Here is a 19,811-nt window from a genome sequence, read left to right on the forward strand (position 1 = left end):
TTTATATAAAAGTGGAAATGATGAGGTCCAAGCGCAAACAAGTCTAGTAGTTACTATTGCTATTACGCTTTGTTATCCGAAGAAAACAAAAAAACATTAAATATGGAATGATCTAAGAAACACATTTTAAGGTGATTATGTCTTGAAATGTGTTTTATTTTTTCTGAAAAACGAACAGAGAGGTACTTAGCTAAGGGAAAAATCAATTTTCTAATTATACTGAAAACCTTATTTCTCACTTGGATTTAGATGGATAGTTTTATCTTTGTAATGAGTAATAGGTAGAAGAAATTCCGATTGATCCACCTGGAAATTTAGCGATAATAGAAATTGTGTAAAAATAAATATAGGGAAAATTGTAATTTTTCATTAGTTTAAATATCAGAATAACTGTGTAAATTTAAAATTTTTTTATAAATAGTATAATTGTAATTATTCAAACTCAGAAAATATGACTCACTTGTTTTATTGGTAAATTAACCTTATTACGAGTACTTTTTTAGCTAAATAGATAATAAATAAAATAGATTCAGTAGTGTTTATTTGAATCGAAAACTCGATCTTATAAATAAATTCTTTTTTTATTTTCTTATTGAGTTTAATAAATTGAATATAAGTTCATGTATATATCTTTACCTAGAGGTTTACTAGGTTTTGTAAGGTTGAGCTACTATTTTTCACTACGAAATTGTTTTACAAAAAAATAGTGAATAGATTATGCGCTTGTAAAAGGTTGATTTAATTGATAGGCACTCTTTAAGGTTTTGTGAAATTTAGAGATTCATAGAAATCCCTTAAAACTTTTTTTTGCTATTTAAAGAAGATTTTTTTTTCACTAAAAAATCTTAAAAAAATAAATTGACATGATTATTAAAATCTATTAACATTAGCACCATCATAAATAAAGTCATCTTATTAATAGCCGTTGAGACGAGGGGTCGAAGATACGGTGGCAAACCAATTTGGTTCGGAGTGAATCAGATCATGGGTGCCCAACCTGAGCGCAAAGTTTAACTTTGTGAACGATAAGAGGATAAGCAGCTGATATTAATCGAAGCTTTCCTTTGGTTGGAGGAGAGCTTTTTTTATGCCTAAAAAATGAATTTATTTTACAGGAGTGGTTAATGTTGGTTGAAAAAATTGTATTTACTTCCGAATCTGTATCAGAAGGGCATCCTGATAAAATTGCAGATCAGATATCTGATGCTGTATTGGATGCAGCGCTTGAACAAGATCCATTTTCTAGAGTGGCGTGTGAAGTGTTTGACACAACAAACACAGTAATTGTAGGCGGTGAAATTACGACTACAGCCAAATTAGATATTGAGAAAATCGCGAGAGATACATTGATTGAAATTGGTTACATTGATGAACGTCTAGGAATCAACGGGCATACTTGTGATGTACAAGTATTAATTCACAGTCAATCACCTGATATTGCTATGGGTATCGATTCATCAAGCGATACTCAAGCAATTGGAGCTGGAGACCAGGGAATTATGTTCGGATATGCAACGGATGAAACGAAAAATTTGATGCCACTACCAATCGAAATGGCACATACGCTAGTGAAAAAAGCATCTCAACTTAGAAAAAGTGGGGCTTTTAAATGGGCACGCCCAGATATGAAATCACAAGTAACAATAGATTATACAAATCCAGGTACACCAATTATTGATACGGTGTTGATGTCAATTCAACATGATGAAGATTTCGATAAAGAATTATTTGAAGATTACGTAATTGAAAACGTAATTAAAGAGACTGCTAGAGAGTTCGGTTTAAATCAAACATTCCGTATTTTAATTAACCCAACAGGACGTTTTGTTGTTGGTGGACCACATGGTGATGCCGGATTAACGGGACGTAAAATTATTGTAGACACATATGGTGGAGCTGCACGACATGGTGGCGGAGCATTTTCTGGTAAAGATTCTACAAAAGTCGATCGTTCTGCGGCTTATGCTGCAAGATATGTAGCAAAAAATATTGTTGCTGCTGAGTTAGCAAAAAAATGTGAAATTCAATTGTCGTATGCAATTGGTGTAAGCGAACCAATTAGTATTGCTGTTGAAACGTTTGGAACTGAAAAAGTGTCACAAGAAGAGTTACTTCGTGCAATTCGCAAAACTTTTGATTTAACACCAGCGGGTATTATTAACATGTTGGATTTACGTAAACCACAATATAAACAGGTTGCAGCTTATGGACATTTCGGAAGAAGTGACTTAGATGTACCTTGGGAAAGAACAGATAAAGTGAACGAACTGAAACAACTTGTATCCAGCTTTGAATTTGCTGGAGTTGGTCAATGATGAACGACATGCAAGTGCTTGCTACCGAGAGAAAAACATTTGAAGCACAGGATAAGATGCCATTGTTTGAGGCATTAATCCAGTATGCTCAGCAAGATGTTACACCATTTGATGTACCTGGCCATAAAATGGGCGCACAAATGAATCCTTTGAAAATAGCACTTGGGGAAATGACTCTGCGCATGGATGTTAATTCCATGAAAGAACTTGATTTATTGAGTCATCCTCAAACTGTTATTAAAGAAGCGCAGAAATTGGCTGCAGAAGCTTTCGGGGCGGATCATTCTTATTTTTTAGTTAACGGTACCACAATAGGAATACTGGCAATGATAATGGCAACTTGCAAGCCAGGTGATACTTTGTTGGTACCGCGAAATGGTCATAGGTCGGTGATGGATGGACTTATCATAAGTGGGGCAAAACCTATATTTATACAGCCCGAGGTCGACCATCATTTTGGGATTACACATGGCATTTCTGTTGAGAATGTGAAAAACGCACTGCATGAACATCCAGAAGCAAAGGCTTTGTTGGTAACATATCCAACATACTTTGGATCGATGAGTGATTTACGAGAAATCTGCCGTATCGCCCATGAGCGTGATATTACGGTTATAGTCGATGGCGCACATGGTGCCCATTTAGGGTTCATGTCTGATGACATCATAGACCCAATTGCTGCTGGGGCAGATGCAGTTACTATAAGTATGCATAAGACAGGTGGATCTCTGACTCAAAGTTCTTTGCTACTTCTTAAAAATGACAAAATCGCACCAGAGCACATACAAAAAGTATTGAACATGCTACAAACAACGAGTGCAAACTACCTACTTATGAGCTCGTTAGATGTGGCTAGAAGAGAGCTGTCTATATATGGTGAAGAGCGATTTGCTGATTTAAAGCCAATTATAGATGACGCAGTGAGAATAATTGAAACGGACTCACGTTATGAAGTATTGACAGCACAATATGTACAAGCACATTTTAATCAATCGTACGACTGGACAAAATTAGTAATACGGGTCAATGATCTTGGATTAACTGGATTTGAGATGTATTCAATTTTAAAAGAAAAGTACGGGATTCAGATGGAGTTAGCAGAAGGTTATGTAGTGATGGCGGTCATTACAAGTGCCGATACGAAGAATTCAATTGACAAATTAGTTTTTGCTTTAAAGGACATTGAAAAGAGAATAGGAAAGAATACGACGATTCAATCAACTTATGTAACAGCCAATCAAGTGAATGAACTGGTTTTAAGTCCACGCGAAGCATTTTATGCAGAACATGAATCAATCGCCATTGAAGATGCAGTAGGTCGGATAAGTGCAGACTCGTTGATGATCTATCCTCCAGGTATTCCCCTTGTTATTCCAGGAGAACTGATTTCTCAAGATATTCTCCAGCAATACGATTATTATTGTCAAACTTTAGGGAACGTTCTGATAGAAGCAAAAGAAGCAAATCATATAACTGTAATCAAGGAGGAAGCGTAAATGGGTATAGAATTATCAACTTTAGGAAGACATGTTTTAATTGAGTTTTACGGTTGTCCAAGTGAGGTAATTGAAAATAATGCATTGATTGAAAGATTTATGAACGAGGCGGCGGACTACTCAGGAGCAACTATTGTTGAATCTGTTTTCCATCACTTTAATCCGTATGGAGTTTCAGGAGCGGTTATTATTGAAGAGTCACATTTGACAATTCATACATGGCCGGAATATGGATTTGCTTCTGTAGATGTATATACTTGCGGCGATTCAGTAAATCCATGGAAAGCAGCTGACTACTTATCTGAAAAACTGCATGCTACAAAGACGGAATCTTTTGAAATTCCCCGTGGTATGGCTGATAAAATCCGCCAATTTGCAGAACAAGAAATTGATCAAATTAAAGTGAAAATAGAATTAGAAGGTGTGAAATAATGGCTTGGTATACTGAACAATGGAGCAATGAATGTAAATTTTCAATTGCTTACGACAAAGAACTTTATAGTGAAAAAACTCCATTTCAACAAATTGATTTTTATCAAGGAGAGGAATTCGGTACATTTTTCACTTTGGATGGCTTAATGATGGTTAATGAGAAAGACGAATTCGTATACCATGATATGATTGTACATCCTGCATTTGCAACAAATCCTTCAATTAAAAAAGTATTAATTATTGGTGGGGGAGATGGCGGAACAGCGCGTGAAGTGTTGCGTTATCCAACAGTTGAAGAAGTAGTAATGGTGGAAATTGATGAGCGTGTTTTCCGTTTATGTCAAGAATTCTTACCAGTAACTGCTAATGGTGTTGAAGAGGATAGCCGTATGAAGTTACTTTTTGATGACGGTTTGGCATATGTTAAAAATGCACCTGATCAATCCTTTGATTTAATACTTGTGGACTCTACTGATCCAATTTCTGTTGGTGAAGGTCTATTTACTACAGAATTTTATAAAGAATGCTATCGCGTTTTAAATGAAGATGGTATTTTAATAAACCAACATGAATCACCTTATTTTGCGGAATATGCTGCTAATATGAAAAAAGCACATAGAAAGATTAAAGATATTTTCCCAATTACTCATGTTTATCAATATCATATGCCAACATATCCTTCAGGCCATTGGCTATTTGGTTTTGCATCTAAAACCTTTGATCCATTGAAAGACTTGAATGCTGAAGCTTGGGAAAAGTTTGGACTGAAAACTAAATATTATAATACGAATTTACATGCTGGAGCATTTGGTTTACCGAGTTACGTAAAGGAGGCTCTACAGCGTGGGGAATAAAGCTTTAAATATGAACACTTTTATAGGTTGTGAGAAATCATATAGCGAAGCAGAAACTGTATTATTTGGTGTTCCATTTGATGGAACAACGAGTTTTCGACCAGGTACACGCTTTGCAATGCAAGCGATTAGAAATGACTCATTTGGATTAGAAAGCTACTCACCTTATTTAGATAAAGATCTTGAAGAAGCTGCAATTTTTGATGGTGGCGATTTGGACTTGCCTTTTGGCAATACTTCAAAAGTGTTAGATCAAATTTTTGACTACTGCCAAGAAGTTTTGGAGGATGGTAAGAAGTTTTTAATGGTAGGGGGAGAGCATCTCGTTAGTTTACCTACTATTAAAGCAGCATACGAAAAATATCCAAATTTGCACTTAATCCATATCGATGCTCACACTGATTTACGTGAGGATTATTTAGGTGAAAAATTGTCGCATGCTTCTGTGATAAGACGTTGTCATGAATTCCTTGGAGACGGTAGAATTTTTCAATTTGGGATTCGTTCTGGTTTAAAAGAAGAGTTTGAATGGGCAAAAGAACATACTTATATGGAACGCTTTTCTCTTGATACACTAAAAGAGAAAATAACAGAACTTCAAGATGTTCCAGTCTATATTACAATTGACTTAGACGTACTTGACCCTGGTGTTTTCCCTGGAACAGGAACTCCAGAACCAGGTGGAATTACGTATCGTGAATTATTAGAAGCAATCAACCAATTTCAAACACTAAAACAAATTGTGGCTGCGGATGTGGTAGAACTATCACCACCATATGATCCATCTGGAGCTTCTACCGCGATGGCTTGTAAAACTATTAGAGAACTTTTACTTACATTAGATAAATAGATTTCTTGTATGAAAAGGTCTTTAAGTAAATGAAAGTCGTATTGTTAATAAGTAACGTATTTTATTGTATTGATTCACAATTTGTGAGTGGAATTTATTAAATACTATTAAAATAGAAAGAATCCATTTTGATGTAGTTTATTCAAAATGGATTTTTTTTTTGACTATAGTAAAAAGTCTTTGGGAGAGTCAATAAATCAAATATTAAGATAGAGAATATGAAGAGAGTGTAAAGAGTTTATTTAAAGATTTTATTAGATGTTATATAATAATTCTCTGTTTTAGTAATAATTAGAAAACTATGATATTCTAATCTATAAGTTTTATTATCTTGGTTGCTGGGAGAATGAATTAATCTAGTGATAGAGAAATTGTTAGCGTATTTGAGAACATTTATAAGAGGTGAATATAATGGAATGGATTTTACAGTCTGATCGACTTGGATTTAGGAAGATAACTAAAGATGATTTTAATAATTTATGTGTTTTTCTACAAGATATAGAAGTAATGTACGCATGGGATCACGCGTTTTCAGATGAAGAAGTGAATGAGTGGATAGAAAAAAATTTAAATAGATATGAACAAGATGGCTTTAGTTACTTTGCGGCAATTGAAAAGGAAACTGGCAAGTTCATAGGTGTAATTGGACCGATGATAGATTCTATTGAGGGTGTTTCATATATTGAGATTGCCTATATTCTTGATAAAGCATTTTGGGGCAAGGGCTATGCTATTGAAGGTGCGGAGGCTTGTATGAATTATGCCTTTAATGAATTAAATGCAGAAAAAGTTATTGCTCAAATTAGGCCTGATAATTTATCTTCAAGTAAAGTTGCCGAAAAAATCGGGATGAAAATTGAGGGAGAATTTATAAAGCATTATCGAGGTAGAGACATTCTACACTTAATTTACAGTCGATCACAATAATAAATTACTCCGGAACATATCAGTAGAAGATAGGCATTGAATTTCAGTAATCTATAAAGTAACTCATTCGTGTAGCTTTTTAACAAAACTTGATAAAACTCTTAATAAATAGAAAAGTAATCAAGGGTTCAATATTGAAATATTAGATTACATACATTTATCTCAATAATGAATATTACCTTTTACTCAAATAACGGAGGCATTAGTAAAAGAGGCAACGACGTTCTCCTTTATTATTTAAAAGTACTTTTGATAAAACCCTTTGTTAGAAGATAGTTGAGCTGTTTAAACAGCTCTTTTTTAATTTAGATCAAGGGCAGTCTTAGTTAATTGGGATATTGGATTTTAATGGTAATATATATTTGTGAAAGGGCAGTTTAGTTGAAGAGTGTTATTTAAATTGTGTTCAACAATGGGCCAGAATATTGAAAACTCCTCTAAAAGAGAGAGAGTTATTTATGTTAAAATATTGCAAGTGAAATCACGTTTTGACTATTTCATCAAATATCAAGCAAAATAATTCAGAAACGAAGAAAGGACAGTACCATTATGCTAAATGTATCAAATGTAGATAAATTGGAATCAATAAAATCTTTACAGTCGACAATCAGTAAGCTCGAAAATGCCTTGTCCCAGATGACTCAGAAAGGCGTAAATACTACATTAGTAAAGAAACGACTCAAAGCTGTTTGCATCGGCTTAGCAATGCTAGAGAACGTTTGGTATCAGAGCCCCCATTATTACACCAAGGAAGATTTATCAGAAGCTCACAATGTTCTTACTGGTTTATTTCCTTCTATTGAGAAAATTTATGTTAAGTCAAAGATTGGTAGTCCCCAAAGAACGCTTTTAGAAAGAAGAATTAAAGCGTTGGAACTAGCTATTCAAGCGATTGACGATATTTCCAATAAATAACTAGCCATCGTTTTGATCAAAACGATGGCTTTTTGTATTTAGCTAAATATGCGTTACAACATAGTTTTTTTCAACCTTTAATCTAAATCATCAAAGAGGGGCTATGAGAAGTAACCCATTAAGAAGGTGTTATTGTAGTTTACGTGCAAAAACGGGTGGACGTTTCTCAACAAATGCTCGAATGCCTTCAGGGAAATCAGTTGCATCAACAAATGGCGTGGATCCCTTCCATAAAACAGGTGCTGAATCAACACATTCCTGTACGGATTGCTTGACAGCAAGTAATGAAGCAGGAGACATTGAACCTACTAATTTACCCATACGAATTGCGTAACGGTCTAAGTCCTTTTCAGTAACTAAGTAGTTTAACATACCGACGCGAAATGCTTCTTCAGCTTTTAACATGCGTCCTGTAAATACTAAATCTTTTGTCATACTTGGTCCGATTAAGTTGACAAGGCGTTGAGCAAATTGGTTGTTTAGTGTAATCCCTAATTTGCCAACAGGTATGCCAAGTTTAGCCTTATGTGAACCGATACGAATATCACAGGCAAGTGCTAATTCGAGTCCTGCACCCATCGCTGGTCCATTGATTACAGCAATTGTTGGAATAGGTAAGCGCTCAACAGTAGAGATTGTTTTTTCCATATGAATAAATGCTTCCTCTGCTTTTTCAAGAGAAATCGAATTGAATTCTTTAATATCAGAGCCGGCAGTGAATTGTTCACCATGACCACGAATAATAAGTACTTTATTTTTGGGATTTTCTAATGTTTGTAGTGCAATTTTACGCAGTTGATCCCACATATTCTCTGTTAACGCGTTTTTTGCCTGTGGGCGGTGAATGGTAATAATCGCAATACCAGCTGTTTCTTGATAAACGATTTTTGCATCCTCTGCTTCAAGTCTTGTAGTTATAACCTTCATTATTATCCCCCTAAATCAGTGCTTTCTCCTATTATAGTACAGATGATGTCTGTTGTAGTCAAAGAGTCTGAAATTGAAAGAAAATACTAATAATTTGTAAAGAAATGTACAAATTATAGCGGAATTATTGTTGTAATGGAATATATATTGTTAGATAACTATATAAAAAACCGCTCTATTTGGAGTTAATCAAATAGGACGGTTTATGATTACTTTTTCGGTATTGATGAAAAGGCAATGATAGCAAATAGTGTGCTAGATAATATGATAATACCCATTGGCCAAGCATTCATTTCGCCTGCTATTCCTACTAACGGAGAAACAACAGCACCACCGATAAATGGTAATAAGCCAAGTAGTGCTGAGGCACTGCCGGCATTATTTCCTTGCTTTTGCATACTCAGTGAGAAGGCGGTTGTTGAAACAATACCTACTGTCGATACGATGATAAATAAAGCTATAAGTATGAAAACAAGAGGCAATTTAAATGCAATGACAGCTACTAATAGTAGACTGCCTGCAAAAGCGATTAAAATTCCAGATAAAAGTAATTTAATTTCTTCTACTTTTTCAGACAATTTACCGGTCATTTGAGAAGCAATGATAATACCAATACCATTAAGTCCAAAAAACAGTGAAAAAGCTTGCGGTGAAAGTCCATAAATTTTTTGCAGAACAAATGGAGATCCTGCTATGTAAGCGAACATGGCTGTCATAATGAATGCTTGAGTTAATGCTAAGCCTATAAACGAGCGATCTTTCACTAATGCACCGAAAGTTTTGACTGTCGCAAAAACGCCACCTGTCGCTCTTCGTTCTACTGGCAATGTTTCCGGTAAGATAAAAATAACGCTGATAAGCATTAAAATCCCGATGACAGCTAATACGATAAAGACGATTGGCCATGGAGCGAATTTCAATACCATGCCACCAAAAATAGGGGCAAGAATTGGTGCAGCACCATTAACTAAAGCAAGTAAAGCTACGAATTTCGTTAAATCCTTTCCATCATACATATCTCTTGCAGAAGCTCTAGCAATAACTATGCCTGCAGCACCTGAGAAACCTTGAACAAAACGGAGACCGATTAACATCCAAATACTACTGCTAAAAGCACAAAGTAATGAAGCAACTGAATAAATAATTAATGTAAATAGTAAAGGTTTTCTACGCCCCTTTATATCACTTAAAGGTCCGAAAATCAGTTGACCAAAAGCAAGACCTAATAAGCAAGCAGTTAAGCTTAATTGTGCATATGAAGTCGTTGTACCTAAATCAGTTGCTACTGTTGGTAAAGAGGGTAAATACATGTCCATTGAGAGTGGACCAAAAGCTGTTAAAGAACCTAAAATGAGAACGATCCACGTTTTAGAAATCGTGCGCCCATTTAATGTTGTTTTTTCCATATTACATCTCCTTCTAAAATACTACGCAAATACTAGTCTACATGAGAAATATGAATAGTGTCTAACATGTTTTAATAAAGAATAAACTTTCTTATAAATTAAGTATTTTCATGATAGAATAGGGAGTGATTATTTATGTCTCTTCAATTGTTAGAATTGTTGAGCTGAGCAGAGTATAGGAGGATTATCTTTGGATTCAAAAAGAGGACAGTGGTCAACGAAAATTGGTTTTATATTATCGTCGGCTGGAGCGGCAATTGGGCTAGGAGCCATTTGGAAGATGCCATATGTAACAGGACAAAGTGGAGGGGGAGCCTTCTTTTTATTATTTGTTATCTTTACGTTACTTATTGGTTTACCGATGCTAATTTCAGAATTCATCATTGGTCGCGGATCGGGTGCAGAAGCGATCTCAGCATATAAAAAACTAGCACCAAAAAGTGTATGGGTATGGATTGGTCGACTTGGAGTAGCAGGATGCTTCTTATTACTATCCTTTTACAGTGTAGTAGGGGGCTGGATATTAATATATAGTGGTAAGGCTGTTATCGGAAATGTTATTCAAAGTGGAACAGCGCCAGATCAATTGTTTAGCATGATAACAGGGACACCTTGGATCACATTAGTTGGACTAGCACTTTTCACACTGATCAATGTGCTTATCATTTCCCTAGGTGTACAAAATGGTATTGAAAAAGCAAATAAATATATGATGCCTTTATTATTTGTATTCTTCTTCATACTTGTTATTCGAGCATTATCACTTGAAGGAGCAATGGAAGGGGTAAAATTCTTCTTAGCGCCGGATTTTTCTAAGATTACAGGTAAAGCCGTGTTATATGCGCTTGGACAGTCGTTTTTCGCATTAGCTGTTGGTTTTTCGTGTATGGTAACGTATAGTTCATATTTGAAAAAAGATGAGAGTTTACCTAATTCAGCAGGGTCTGTCGTATTAATGAATATTTTTGTATCTTTACTCGCGGGGCTAGCGATCTTCCCAGTCGTTTTTGCATTTGGTTTTGAACCAGCAGAAGGACCTGGTTTATTGTTTATGGTGTTGCCTTCAGTATTTAGTCAAATGCCATTTGGTGAACTATTCTTAGCGATTTTCTTATTACTGTTCTTATTCGCCACACTTACTTCGTCATTTAGTTTATATGAAATTATCGTAGCAGCTTTAGTAGAGAAGTGGCCGAATGCTAGAAGAAATATTGCATTTGCTTTAGGTGTAGTCGTATTTATTGCCTCTATTCCAGCAGCATTATCGTCTAGCAGTTTAAGTGATTTTACAATTTTTGAAAAGAGTATTTTCGATGCGACAGATTATTTAGTCAGTAATATTATGCTTCCATTAGGGAACTTACTAATTGCTATTTTCATCATGCATAAAGTAAAGAAATCATTTGTGAAAGATGAGTTTATGCAAGGTGGTAAGTTATCGTCCATGTATTTTAATACGTGGAAATTCTTAATGACTTGGGTAGTGCCAATCATTATTACGATCGTATTTGTCTATTCTATAACTCAATATTAAGCATATTAACAAAACCTAAGCTAAGGAAATTCGGCTTAGGTTTTTTTATAAAAAACTTTGTGTTAACCTAAATTAAAAAATAGGTTTACAAAAAGATATAAAAGTTTTATTATCATAATTGTGTACGATAATCATCATCAAATTGAATTCTCTTGATGTCGTTCACGACTCTTCAAAGCGCTTTGAAATTATTCACATTGTCGACGATGTGAGAATTGTACATAAATCTACTATAACGGAGATGAAATGATTGAATACAAAAGATATGGTGATGGCCGCTCTATTTGCTGCAGTAATTGCAGTTCTAGGACTTATTCCACCGATACCATTATCATTTATACCTGTACCGATTACAGCACAAACTTTAGGCATTATGCTTGCAGGAAGCTTTTTAGGACGTAAAGTAGGCACATTAAGTGTCTTAGTTTTTCTAGCATTAGTTGCGTTAGGTACTCCACTCTTATCAGGTGGACGTGGAGGTCTTTCAGTTTTTATGGGACCATCAGTTGGTTATTTAATTAGTTGGCCAATCGCAGCTTTCGCTATCGGATATTTAACAGAAAAATTTTGGGACAATATGAAAGTGTGGAAGTTAATAATAGTAAACTTCGTTGGAGGTGTTCTACTAATTAATATCATTGGAGCACCGGTAATGGCTATTATGACTGACACGTCTATTTGGGCAAGTATTACAGGGGCGATAGCATTTTTACCTGGAGATTCGATTAAAGCAGTAGTTGCAGCAATCATTGCAGTTCAGTTAAAAGCTGTGAGTCCTATAAAGAAAAAAACACTTGTAATATCACAAAATATGCAGCATTTCAATTAAAAACGTGTAAGAGGAGATAAGCACTTCTCCTCTTATTTTTCAAATTATTTAGTTTATAGAGTGAGGTAATTCTATGAATATTGTCGATCAAATAAGAGATTATGCACAAACAACTCCTGATAAAATAGCTATTCAATATAACGAGGTTGCCATTACATATAAAGACTTTATCAATTGTATCCATCAAGTTGGGAATGGTCTATTAAGTAAAAGCACTGAAAAAAATAATAAAGTAGCAATTTTCATACACAATAAAGTGGAATTTCTTGAAGTTTTCCTAGGCGCGATTTCAGCAGGCTATATACCTATTCCCATGGATCCAAAATGGAGTGATAAGGAGATTAGTTATGTATTAAGTATTTGTGAACCAACAGTACTTTTTATTGATGACGAATTTAAGGGAAAGGTAATGAACGTACATTATCCTGTCATTGTTGTAGGAGGAAATTATATTGAGTGGAGACAGCAGTATAGTACAAGAATTCCTAATATATTGGAACAACCAACGACACTATTCATAGGTTTTACATCTGGTACAACAGGCGATCCAAAAGGTTTCGTTCGTTCTCACCATTCGTGGATTGAAAGTTGTTATGCAACAAAAGATGCATTTTTAATGAAACAACAAGACCATGTTATTGCACCAGGACCTCTCGTACATTCTATGTCACTTTTCGCCGCTATTAATACGCTATTCATTGGGGCTACCTTCCATTTAATTGATAAATTCTCTCCGGTAAAGGTAGTGCAAGAAATGCAAAAAGTTGAAAATATAGTGCTTTATGTAGTTCCAACGATGATAGAAGGCATACTTTCTTATTTAAGAAAACATACAGTCAACTTTTTTGAGCCTAAATCTATTATTTCCTCTGGAGCAAAATGGACTGAGGAGTCTAAATTAGAAGTACTAGAATTATTTAGAAATAGTGATGTTTTCGAGTTTTACGGATCTTCTGAAGCAAGTTATATTGCGTATTTACCAGCTACTGAACAAATTATTAAACCAAAATCAGTAGGTAAACCTTTTCCAAAAGTGAAGATTTCGATTCGTCATGATGATGGAACGGAAGTAGAAACTGGTGAGATAGGTCAATTATTTGTTTCAAGTGATATGGTGTTTGATTGCTATTTTAAAAATGAAATAGAAACAGATAAAGTATTGCAAGGAAGTTGGTTAGCACTTGGAGATTATGCTTTAAAGGATAAGGAAGGTTATTTATACATTGTAGGTAGAGCAAAAAATATGATGATAACTGGTGGTCTAAATGTATTTCCAGAGGAAGTTGAGGATGTATTACGTTCATTAGATGAAGTATCTGAAGTTTTGGTATATGGTCAACCTGATACGTATTGGGGTGAAAAAATCGTTGCTATCATTCAATGGAAATCGAGCAAAGAGTTGTCACATTCTCAAATTAAAGAGTATTGTAGGAAGCGTTTAGCAACTTATAAAATACCGCAAATTATAAAGTCAGTAAAGGATTTCCAATATACAGGTAGTGGGAAAATTGCTAGAGATAAGATGCAAAAACAGATAGTGGAGGCTTGATAATATGGCAGAAGCATTTATCGTACTAGCTAAACGAAGTCCAATCGGCAAACTTGGCGGTGTCTTAAAGGACATTGAACCGGAGGATTTGTTAGCACAAGTAATTGAAAATATTGTGAATGAATACAATTTACCGGTCAACGAAATTGATGATGTCATTATAGGGAATACAATTGGACCAGGTGGTAATATTGCGCGTCTGGCCTTACTAACAGCAAATCTACCTATTGAAGTTCCTGGAGTGACAGTGGATCGTCAATGTGGGTCTGGATTAGAGGCAATTAATATCGCAGCTCGTCTCATTCAAAGTGGTGCGGGTCATATGTACTTAGCTGGCGGAGTTGAGAGTGTAAGTAGAGCGCCTTGGCGTATGAAGAAACCTTCATCTCTGTATAGTAATAGTGCTCCAGAAATATATATGCGTTCGAAATTTTCACCAGATACTATCGGAGATCCTGATATGGGTATTGCAGCTGAAAATGTAGCTGAGCAATACAACATTTCACGTGAAGAAATGGATAGATATGCATTTGATAGCCATCAAAAGGCGCTTGCAACAGATTTTTCGACAGAAATTGTACCGATAACATATAAATCCAGAAATGAAATCGTTACTGTATTTGAGGATGAATGCCCAAGGAGAACAACAAATATTGAAAAGCTTGCAACACTTAAACCGATATTCAAAGAAGGTGGTGTTGTAACTGCAGGCAATGCATGTCCAGTAAACGATGGTGCAGCTGTTGTATTACTGATTTCAGGAGATAAATGTAAGGAACTTGGTTTGCAACCTGTTATGAAGTTCGTTGACGCAGTTGCAGCTGGGGTAGATCCAAATTATTTAGGGATAGGTCCAGTTCCCGCTGTTGAGAAATTATTAGTCAGAAATCAATTACATATTAATTCAATTGAACAAATTGAATTTAATGAAGCTTTTGCATCTCAAGTACTGGCCACATTAAAATGTTTGAACATATCAACAACAAAAGTAAATGCGGGAGGAGGAGCTATTGCTTTAGGTCATCCTTATGGTGCATCGGGAGCCATATTAGTTACACGTTTGTTCGCTCAAATGCAGAAAAAAACTATTAATAAAGCAATTGCTACTTTGGGGATTGGTGGAGGACAAGGACTCGCAACATTATTTGAAGGGGTGAACTAGCCATGTCTTTTAAAGCTGGAATGACTTCAGACTTTTTTTATGTAACTGTGAAGCATCAAGATATTCAAAACTTTGCAAGAAGTATACAAAACAAAAACCCATTACATTTCGATGTGCATAAAGCAAAAAATGCTGGATTTCCTAATCTTCTAGCTCCTCCAACATATCCTATATTATTTTGGCAAATAGCGAAATTAGATTGGCTTGATCAATTGGATGTGCCGTTAATACATGGAGAACAAAAGTTTAACTATATAAAACCAATTGTTGCAGGTGATACATATATATGCAAAATCTATTTAAAAGAAGTGAAGAAAAAGCAAGGTTCTACAGGATTACTTTGGATATTGAAGCATGTACTTGAAGGTTATCAAAATGATGAGTTATCTTTCACATCAGAAACAACTTTGATTATACGAGAATTTCAAGGAAATGAGGTGGATTAATTGGTTTCATTCACAAGAGGTGATTATGTTTGTGAAAATGAGAGCGTTATTATTTCAGTAAATGATGTAAAGAATTATGCTGAAACTTCTAATGATTTTAATGCGATTCATTTAGATTTTCAAAGTGCAGTAGAAGCAGGGTTTGAAAGGGAAATTGTACATGGCATGCTTGTAATGGGAATAGCAGAAAGTAGATTGTCTTATGTTTTTCCAACTAGCTTTGTCGTCTCTTATGAAACGAAATTTCTTCACCCTGTATTGGTTGGTGAATTATTAACTATTTCATATGTAGTAATAGAAGAAGACCTAGATATTATTACAATTAAAATAGAGGTAGCTAAAGAAAATGGAAAAGTAGCAATTATAGGTGTCATCCAATTTACAAATGTTGGAGGGTGAGGGAATGCTACAAGAAAAAGTAGTTTTAATAACGGGTTCTACAAGAGGAATAGGTAGAAGTATGGCAATTCAAATGGCTAAGGAAGGTGCTTTAATTGCCGTGAATGGTACTAATGGAAATAATGTTAAAGCCGTAGTAGATGATATTAAAACAAGAGGCGGACAAGCAGTTGGTATTTGTGAGAGTGTTGCATCAATAAATGGCGCTGAACGAATTGTAAATAAAACTTTAGAGAATTTTGGGAAACTAGATATTCTCATTAATAATGCAGGTATAACGAGAGATCAATTACTTGTGAAAATGTCAGACCAATCTTGGAATGAAGTGCTAGACGTCCATTTGACAGGAACTTTTGCGTGTACAAGGGCAGCAGTTCAACATTTGAAAAGTCGGGGTGAAGGGGGATGTATTATTAATTTGACATCAACTGCAGGTTTGATGGGAACAGTTGGTCAAGTAAATTATAGTGCAGCAAAAGCGGGTATTTTAGGAATGACATTTACATTAGCAGAAGAATTAAAACGTTATGGCATTCGAGTTAATGCAATAGCACCAGCCGCTTTAACAGATATGACAAAACCGGTCATAGAACGTATTCAAACAAAGTGCAAGGAAGAAAATAAAGAGTTTCCGGATTATTGGAAAGTTGGTTCACCTGAAGATGTAGCCAATTTAGCCACTTTATTAGCTAGTAATAGCAGTACTGTAACTGGTAAAGTTTTTTCGGTCAATGGTTCAAAAATCGGTATTTGGGAAAAGCCCTCACATACAGAACTTTCAATAGAGGAATTAAAAAAAATAGTTAATAGAGATTGATAAAAAGAAGGTGCATGATTTGCTTAGTTTTGATAATGTGTCATTTGCATATGGACAGCATTTAGTATTGAAAAATATATCACTACAAATTAATGAGGGTGAATTTCTAACGATTGTAGGTCCAAATGGCTCTGGAAAATCGACTCTATCAAAATTGGTGAATGGGCTTATCCAACCTCATCTCGGTCAAGTTTTGGTAGATGGGTTAATGACACAAAAGCCAAAAAGTTTAAGAGAGATTAGACGACTTGTTGGTTTGATTTTTCAGAATCCAGATGATCAATTTATAACAACGACAGTTTTTGATGAAGTTATTTTTGGTTTAGAGAATATTGGGGTAGATCCAGACAATATGAAATTAATTGCTGAAGATGCATTAAAGAAGGTTGATATGCTTTCGTATAAAGGAGTAGAACCACATAAACTTTCTGGTGGTCAAAAACAACGTGTGGCTATAGCTGCAATATTAGCAATGAAGCCAAAATATATCGTATTTGATGAATCAACAGCTATGCTTGATCCAGAAGGCAGGCAGAATATTATTACTCTTATGCAACAACTACATACAGAAGGAATTACTATCATTCACATTACTCATCACATGGAAGAAGTACTAGTGGCAACAAGGGTACTTGTTTTAAAAGACGGTCTTATTGTGGCGGATGGAACCCCCTCAGCTATTTTTCATAATAGCAGTGTTATTGAAAGTAATGAACTGGAAATGCCTCTTGCTCTGAAATTAAAACAATGCTTACGTTCAACGGGTATTAAAGTACCTGAACAGATAATGACTTTGGAAGGGGTTGTTGATTATTTATGGACATCAAATTAGAAAGAGCCTCTTTTATTTATCGAAACTCTTCAATTAATAGTCACGAAAGCTTGCGAAATATTAACATATCAATAGAAACTGGTAAGTGGATATCCGTTATAGGTCATACTGGTTCGGGGAAATCTACATTAATGAAGTTATTAAAAGGCTTAATAGCTCCAACTACTGGTCATTTATTGATCAATGGAAGAGTAAATGAGCTTTCTAAAAAAGGCAAAGCTCAAATTATTAACGATATCGGATTGGTATTTCAATATCCTGAACATCAATTATTTGAAACAACTGTTATAAAAGACTTAGTATTTGGTCCCAAAAATCAAGGTATAGAAATGAAAGAAGTCAATAAGAGAGCGGAAGAAATGATAAAACTAGTAGGCCTATCCGAAGAGTACTTTCTAAAGGCCCCTTTACAATTAAGTGGGGGAGAAAAACGACGTGTGGCTATAGCAACTGTACTTATGATGAATCCTAAGGTTCTTATTTTAGATGAACCCACTGCTGGACTAGATCCACTTGGAAGTAAACTGATTTTACAATTGATACATGATTGGTATAAAGCTGGTGGCGGACACCGTACAGTAATTTTTGTGACACACGAGATGAATGAAGTTGCTGAGTATTCAGATGAAGTACTCGTGATGAATAATGGGGAAATAGCTTTCCAAGAAAGGCCACTTTCACTTTTTCAAAACCATGATTATGAATTAAAGGAATTCGGATTAGATATTCCAGATACCGTGAAACTACTACAACTAATTGAGCAACGTTTTGGTGATTATATTGAAGTAGCGTCTTTACAGGAAGAAGTTGTTCTAAAGGAAGTAATAGCTTATTTTAAGAAACAAGGGGCTGAAATTTAGTGATTGAAAATGTATTGATTGGACAGTTTATTGATGCATCTTCTATTTTCCATCGTCTAGATCCACGCTCGAAATTAATAAGCTTATTTTTTATCGTTATTGCATTCTTATTAATAGATAATATAGCAGGATATTTACTAGCTAGTTTTTTAGTAGTTGTCTGTATTACTTGTTCACAAATTCCATTGCGCTTTTTTCTGAAGGGTTTAAAGCCAATTTTATTTATTCTAGCATTTACGGTTATCTATCATATTTTGTTCACTAAAGGTGAGAATTTACTATTTCAGTACGGTGTTTTGTCTATATATAAAGAGAGCATTATTGATGGGGTTCGCATAGTGTTACGAATTTTATTACTCGTATTAATTACTTCTTTGTTAACCTTAACAACAAAGCCACTGGACTTAGCTCATGGGTTTGAAATACTTTGCAAACCATTGAAACGATTGCATTTTCCAGTAGAGCAATTTTCATTAATGCTTGCTATAACATTACGTTTTATACCTACAATAGTAATGGAGTTGGACAAAATAATAGATGCGCAAAAAGCGAGAGGTGTTAATTTCGAAGATAAATCATTTGTGAAAAAGGTATTTAGTTATATACCAATTATTGTCCCTCTTTTGTTTACTTCAATTCAAAGAGCGGAAAATTTGGCAAATGCTATCGACGCTAGAGCATATGGAGATGGAAGTGGACGAACACGTTTTAAGGTTTTACATTTTGAGAACCGAGATTATCTAGTGATTGGTGCAAGTCTTCTATTAGTTGGTATTTTTTTCTTGCTAAGAATGGTCGGAGGTTAGAAAATGAAAGTGTTTGGATTAGTTGTTGATGATAAAACGCGTTGTTTGCATTATCATACGGAGAAGGATATAGTCGCATTGAAATTTAAATGCTGTAATAAATACTATCCTTGTTTTGAATGTCATGCTGCATGTGAACTTCATGAACCAGAAGTTTGGTCAAAGAATGAATCAGATGAGTTAGCCGTGCTTTGTGGTATTTGTAACAAAGAACATACGATTACAGAGTATGTTGGGACAACTCATTGTTTACAATGTGGTTCTAGATTTAACGAGCGGTGTGAAGCTCATTATCATTTATATTTTGATGTTTAGAAGTAGTATTGAAAGAGTATTTGAGTTAAAAAACAAAAGGAGCGTCCTTTAGTCGAAATCCGGCATAAGAGAGCGCTCTTTTTGTTTTTGTAGTACCTAATCCAATTTAAGTGGTGTATGTAACTTAGAATACTGTTCAT

At 34.9% G+C, this 19,811-nt stretch carries 20 protein-coding genes; 18 read left to right on the forward strand and 2 right to left on the reverse strand.

Going from position 1 to position 19,811, the window contains the following annotated elements; translation table 11 throughout:
- The first annotated feature begins 1,124 nt into the window (after positions 1-1,124).
- The 7 genes from metK (at position 1,125) to MKY02_RS10335 (ending at position 7,789) form a co-directional block, all read left to right on the forward strand.
- The gene (metK, locus tag MKY02_RS10305; protein ID WP_038182118.1) at positions 1,125-2,315 is read left to right on the forward strand and encodes a methionine adenosyltransferase; all 1,191 of its coding nucleotides are present in this window, start codon (positions 1,125-1,127) and stop codon (positions 2,313-2,315) included.
- Entirely contained in the window at positions 2,312-3,811 is a 1,500-nt protein-coding gene (locus MKY02_RS10310) for an aminotransferase class I/II-fold pyridoxal phosphate-dependent enzyme (protein WP_235175697.1), read from the forward strand. The genes metK and MKY02_RS10310 overlap by 4 nt, the downstream gene beginning before the upstream one ends.
- Positions 3,812-4,243 carry an adenosylmethionine decarboxylase gene (gene speD / locus MKY02_RS10315; RefSeq protein ID WP_179078254.1) on the forward strand — a complete coding sequence of 144 codons (432 nt, stop codon included), beginning with the start codon at positions 3,812-3,814 and terminating at the stop codon, positions 4,241-4,243.
- Positions 4,243-5,097 (forward strand): polyamine aminopropyltransferase, encoded by an 855-nt coding sequence (speE, locus tag MKY02_RS10320; RefSeq protein ID WP_340711141.1) that lies wholly within the window; start codon positions 4,243-4,245, stop codon positions 5,095-5,097. The genes speD and speE overlap by 1 nt, the downstream gene beginning before the upstream one ends.
- Positions 5,087-5,947 carry an agmatinase gene (gene speB / locus MKY02_RS10325; protein WP_246832133.1) on the forward strand — a complete coding sequence of 287 codons (861 nt, stop codon included), beginning with the start codon at positions 5,087-5,089 and terminating at the stop codon, positions 5,945-5,947. Before speE ends, speB begins: the two co-directional genes overlap by 11 nt.
- A gap of 411 nt (positions 5,948-6,358) precedes the next feature.
- Positions 6,359-6,874 carry a GNAT family N-acetyltransferase gene (locus tag MKY02_RS10330; RefSeq protein WP_038182114.1) on the forward strand — a complete coding sequence of 172 codons (516 nt, stop codon included), beginning with the start codon at positions 6,359-6,361 and terminating at the stop codon, positions 6,872-6,874.
- 549 nt (positions 6,875-7,423) lie between these two features.
- Positions 7,424-7,789: a hypothetical protein gene (locus MKY02_RS10335; protein WP_340711142.1), complete on the forward strand. Its 366-nt coding sequence runs from the start codon at positions 7,424-7,426 to the stop codon at positions 7,787-7,789.
- Between the two features lie 129 nt (positions 7,790-7,918).
- Here MKY02_RS10335 and MKY02_RS10340 read toward each other — a convergent pair whose 3' ends face one another.
- The gene (locus MKY02_RS10340) at positions 7,919-8,716 is read right to left on the reverse strand and encodes an enoyl-CoA hydratase/isomerase family protein (RefSeq protein WP_340711144.1); all 798 of its coding nucleotides are present in this window, start codon (positions 8,714-8,716) and stop codon (positions 7,919-7,921) included.
- 209 nt (positions 8,717-8,925) lie between these two features.
- Entirely contained in the window at positions 8,926-10,122 is a 1,197-nt protein-coding gene (locus MKY02_RS10345; RefSeq protein ID WP_076064997.1) for a multidrug effflux MFS transporter, read from the reverse strand.
- 190 nt (positions 10,123-10,312) lie between these two features.
- Between MKY02_RS10345 and MKY02_RS10350 the strand changes: the two genes are divergently transcribed.
- The 11 genes from MKY02_RS10350 to MKY02_RS10400 all read left to right on the forward strand — a co-directional run bounded on the left by MKY02_RS10350 (position 10,313) and on the right by MKY02_RS10400 (position 19,671).
- Complete coding sequence (locus MKY02_RS10350; protein ID WP_076034826.1) at positions 10,313-11,656, forward strand: sodium-dependent transporter; 1,344 nt, start codon at positions 10,313-10,315, stop codon at positions 11,654-11,656.
- 250 nt (positions 11,657-11,906) lie between these two features.
- Positions 11,907-12,485: a biotin transporter BioY gene (locus tag MKY02_RS10355; RefSeq protein WP_143691234.1), complete on the forward strand. Its 579-nt coding sequence runs from the start codon at positions 11,907-11,909 to the stop codon at positions 12,483-12,485.
- A 73-nt stretch (positions 12,486-12,558) separates the two neighbouring features.
- Positions 12,559-14,034, forward strand: coding sequence for an AMP-binding protein (locus MKY02_RS10360; RefSeq protein WP_340711145.1), 1,476 nt, complete (start codon positions 12,559-12,561; stop codon positions 14,032-14,034).
- Positions 14,035-14,038: 4 nt separating this feature from the next.
- Entirely contained in the window at positions 14,039-15,196 is a 1,158-nt protein-coding gene (locus MKY02_RS10365; protein ID WP_340711147.1) for a thiolase family protein, read from the forward strand.
- A 2-nt stretch (positions 15,197-15,198) separates the two neighbouring features.
- Complete coding sequence (locus MKY02_RS10370) at positions 15,199-15,642, forward strand: FAS1-like dehydratase domain-containing protein (protein ID WP_051448635.1); 444 nt, start codon at positions 15,199-15,201, stop codon at positions 15,640-15,642.
- Entirely contained in the window at positions 15,643-16,041 is a 399-nt protein-coding gene (locus MKY02_RS10375; protein WP_038182093.1) for a MaoC family dehydratase, read from the forward strand.
- Between the two features lie 4 nt (positions 16,042-16,045).
- On the forward strand, positions 16,046-16,858 hold the full coding sequence (locus MKY02_RS10380; protein ID WP_076064999.1) for an SDR family NAD(P)-dependent oxidoreductase: 813 nt from the start codon (positions 16,046-16,048) through the stop codon (positions 16,856-16,858).
- A 19-nt stretch (positions 16,859-16,877) separates the two neighbouring features.
- A complete protein-coding gene (locus MKY02_RS10385) occupies positions 16,878-17,690 on the forward strand; it encodes an energy-coupling factor transporter ATPase (protein ID WP_038182090.1) in 813 nt (270 codons plus the stop codon).
- The gene (locus tag MKY02_RS10390) at positions 17,675-18,550 is read left to right on the forward strand and encodes an ATP-binding cassette domain-containing protein (protein ID WP_038182087.1); all 876 of its coding nucleotides are present in this window, start codon (positions 17,675-17,677) and stop codon (positions 18,548-18,550) included. The genes MKY02_RS10385 and MKY02_RS10390 overlap by 16 nt, the downstream gene beginning before the upstream one ends.
- A complete protein-coding gene (locus MKY02_RS10395; protein WP_038182085.1) occupies positions 18,550-19,356 on the forward strand; it encodes an energy-coupling factor transporter transmembrane component T family protein in 807 nt (268 codons plus the stop codon). Before MKY02_RS10390 ends, MKY02_RS10395 begins: the two co-directional genes overlap by 1 nt.
- Positions 19,357-19,359: 3 nt before the next feature.
- A complete protein-coding gene (locus MKY02_RS10400; RefSeq protein ID WP_038182083.1) occupies positions 19,360-19,671 on the forward strand; it encodes a CHY zinc finger protein in 312 nt (103 codons plus the stop codon).
- Positions 19,672-19,811 lie beyond the last annotated feature (140 nt).

The organism is Viridibacillus sp. FSL R5-0888 (assembly GCF_038009105.1).
Taxonomy (GTDB): Bacteria; Bacillota; Bacilli; order Bacillales_A; family Planococcaceae; genus Viridibacillus; species Viridibacillus arenosi.

Bases quoted from the DNA above. Each gene is read 5' to 3' on its own strand.
- MKY02_RS10310 (WP_235175697.1), top strand. From the start codon at position 2,312: ATGATGAACGACATGCAAGTGCTTGCTACCGAGAGAAAAACATTTGAA.
- MKY02_RS10340 (WP_340711144.1), bottom strand. From the start codon at position 8,716: ATGAAGGTTATAACTACAAGACTTGAAGCAGAGGATGCAAAAATCGTT.
- MKY02_RS10365 (WP_340711147.1), top strand. From the start codon at position 14,039: ATGGCAGAAGCATTTATCGTACTAGCTAAACGAAGTCCAATCGGCAAA.
- MKY02_RS10370 (WP_051448635.1), top strand. From the start codon at position 15,199: ATGTCTTTTAAAGCTGGAATGACTTCAGACTTTTTTTATGTAACTGTG.
- speE (WP_340711141.1), top strand. From the start codon at position 4,243: ATGGCTTGGTATACTGAACAATGGAGCAATGAATGTAAATTTTCAATT.
- MKY02_RS10360 (WP_340711145.1), top strand. From the start codon at position 12,559: ATGAATATTGTCGATCAAATAAGAGATTATGCACAAACAACTCCTGAT.
- speD (WP_179078254.1), top strand. From the start codon at position 3,812: ATGGGTATAGAATTATCAACTTTAGGAAGACATGTTTTAATTGAGTTT.
- MKY02_RS10380 (WP_076064999.1), top strand. From the start codon at position 16,046: ATGCTACAAGAAAAAGTAGTTTTAATAACGGGTTCTACAAGAGGAATA.
- metK (WP_038182118.1), top strand. From the start codon at position 1,125: ATGTTGGTTGAAAAAATTGTATTTACTTCCGAATCTGTATCAGAAGGG.
- MKY02_RS10390 (WP_038182087.1), top strand. From the start codon at position 17,675: ATGGACATCAAATTAGAAAGAGCCTCTTTTATTTATCGAAACTCTTCA.
- MKY02_RS10335 (WP_340711142.1), top strand. From the start codon at position 7,424: ATGCTAAATGTATCAAATGTAGATAAATTGGAATCAATAAAATCTTTA.
- MKY02_RS10330 (WP_038182114.1), top strand. From the start codon at position 6,359: ATGGAATGGATTTTACAGTCTGATCGACTTGGATTTAGGAAGATAACT.
- MKY02_RS10345 (WP_076064997.1), bottom strand. From the start codon at position 10,122: ATGGAAAAAACAACATTAAATGGGCGCACGATTTCTAAAACGTGGATC.
- MKY02_RS10400 (WP_038182083.1), top strand. From the start codon at position 19,360: ATGAAAGTGTTTGGATTAGTTGTTGATGATAAAACGCGTTGTTTGCAT.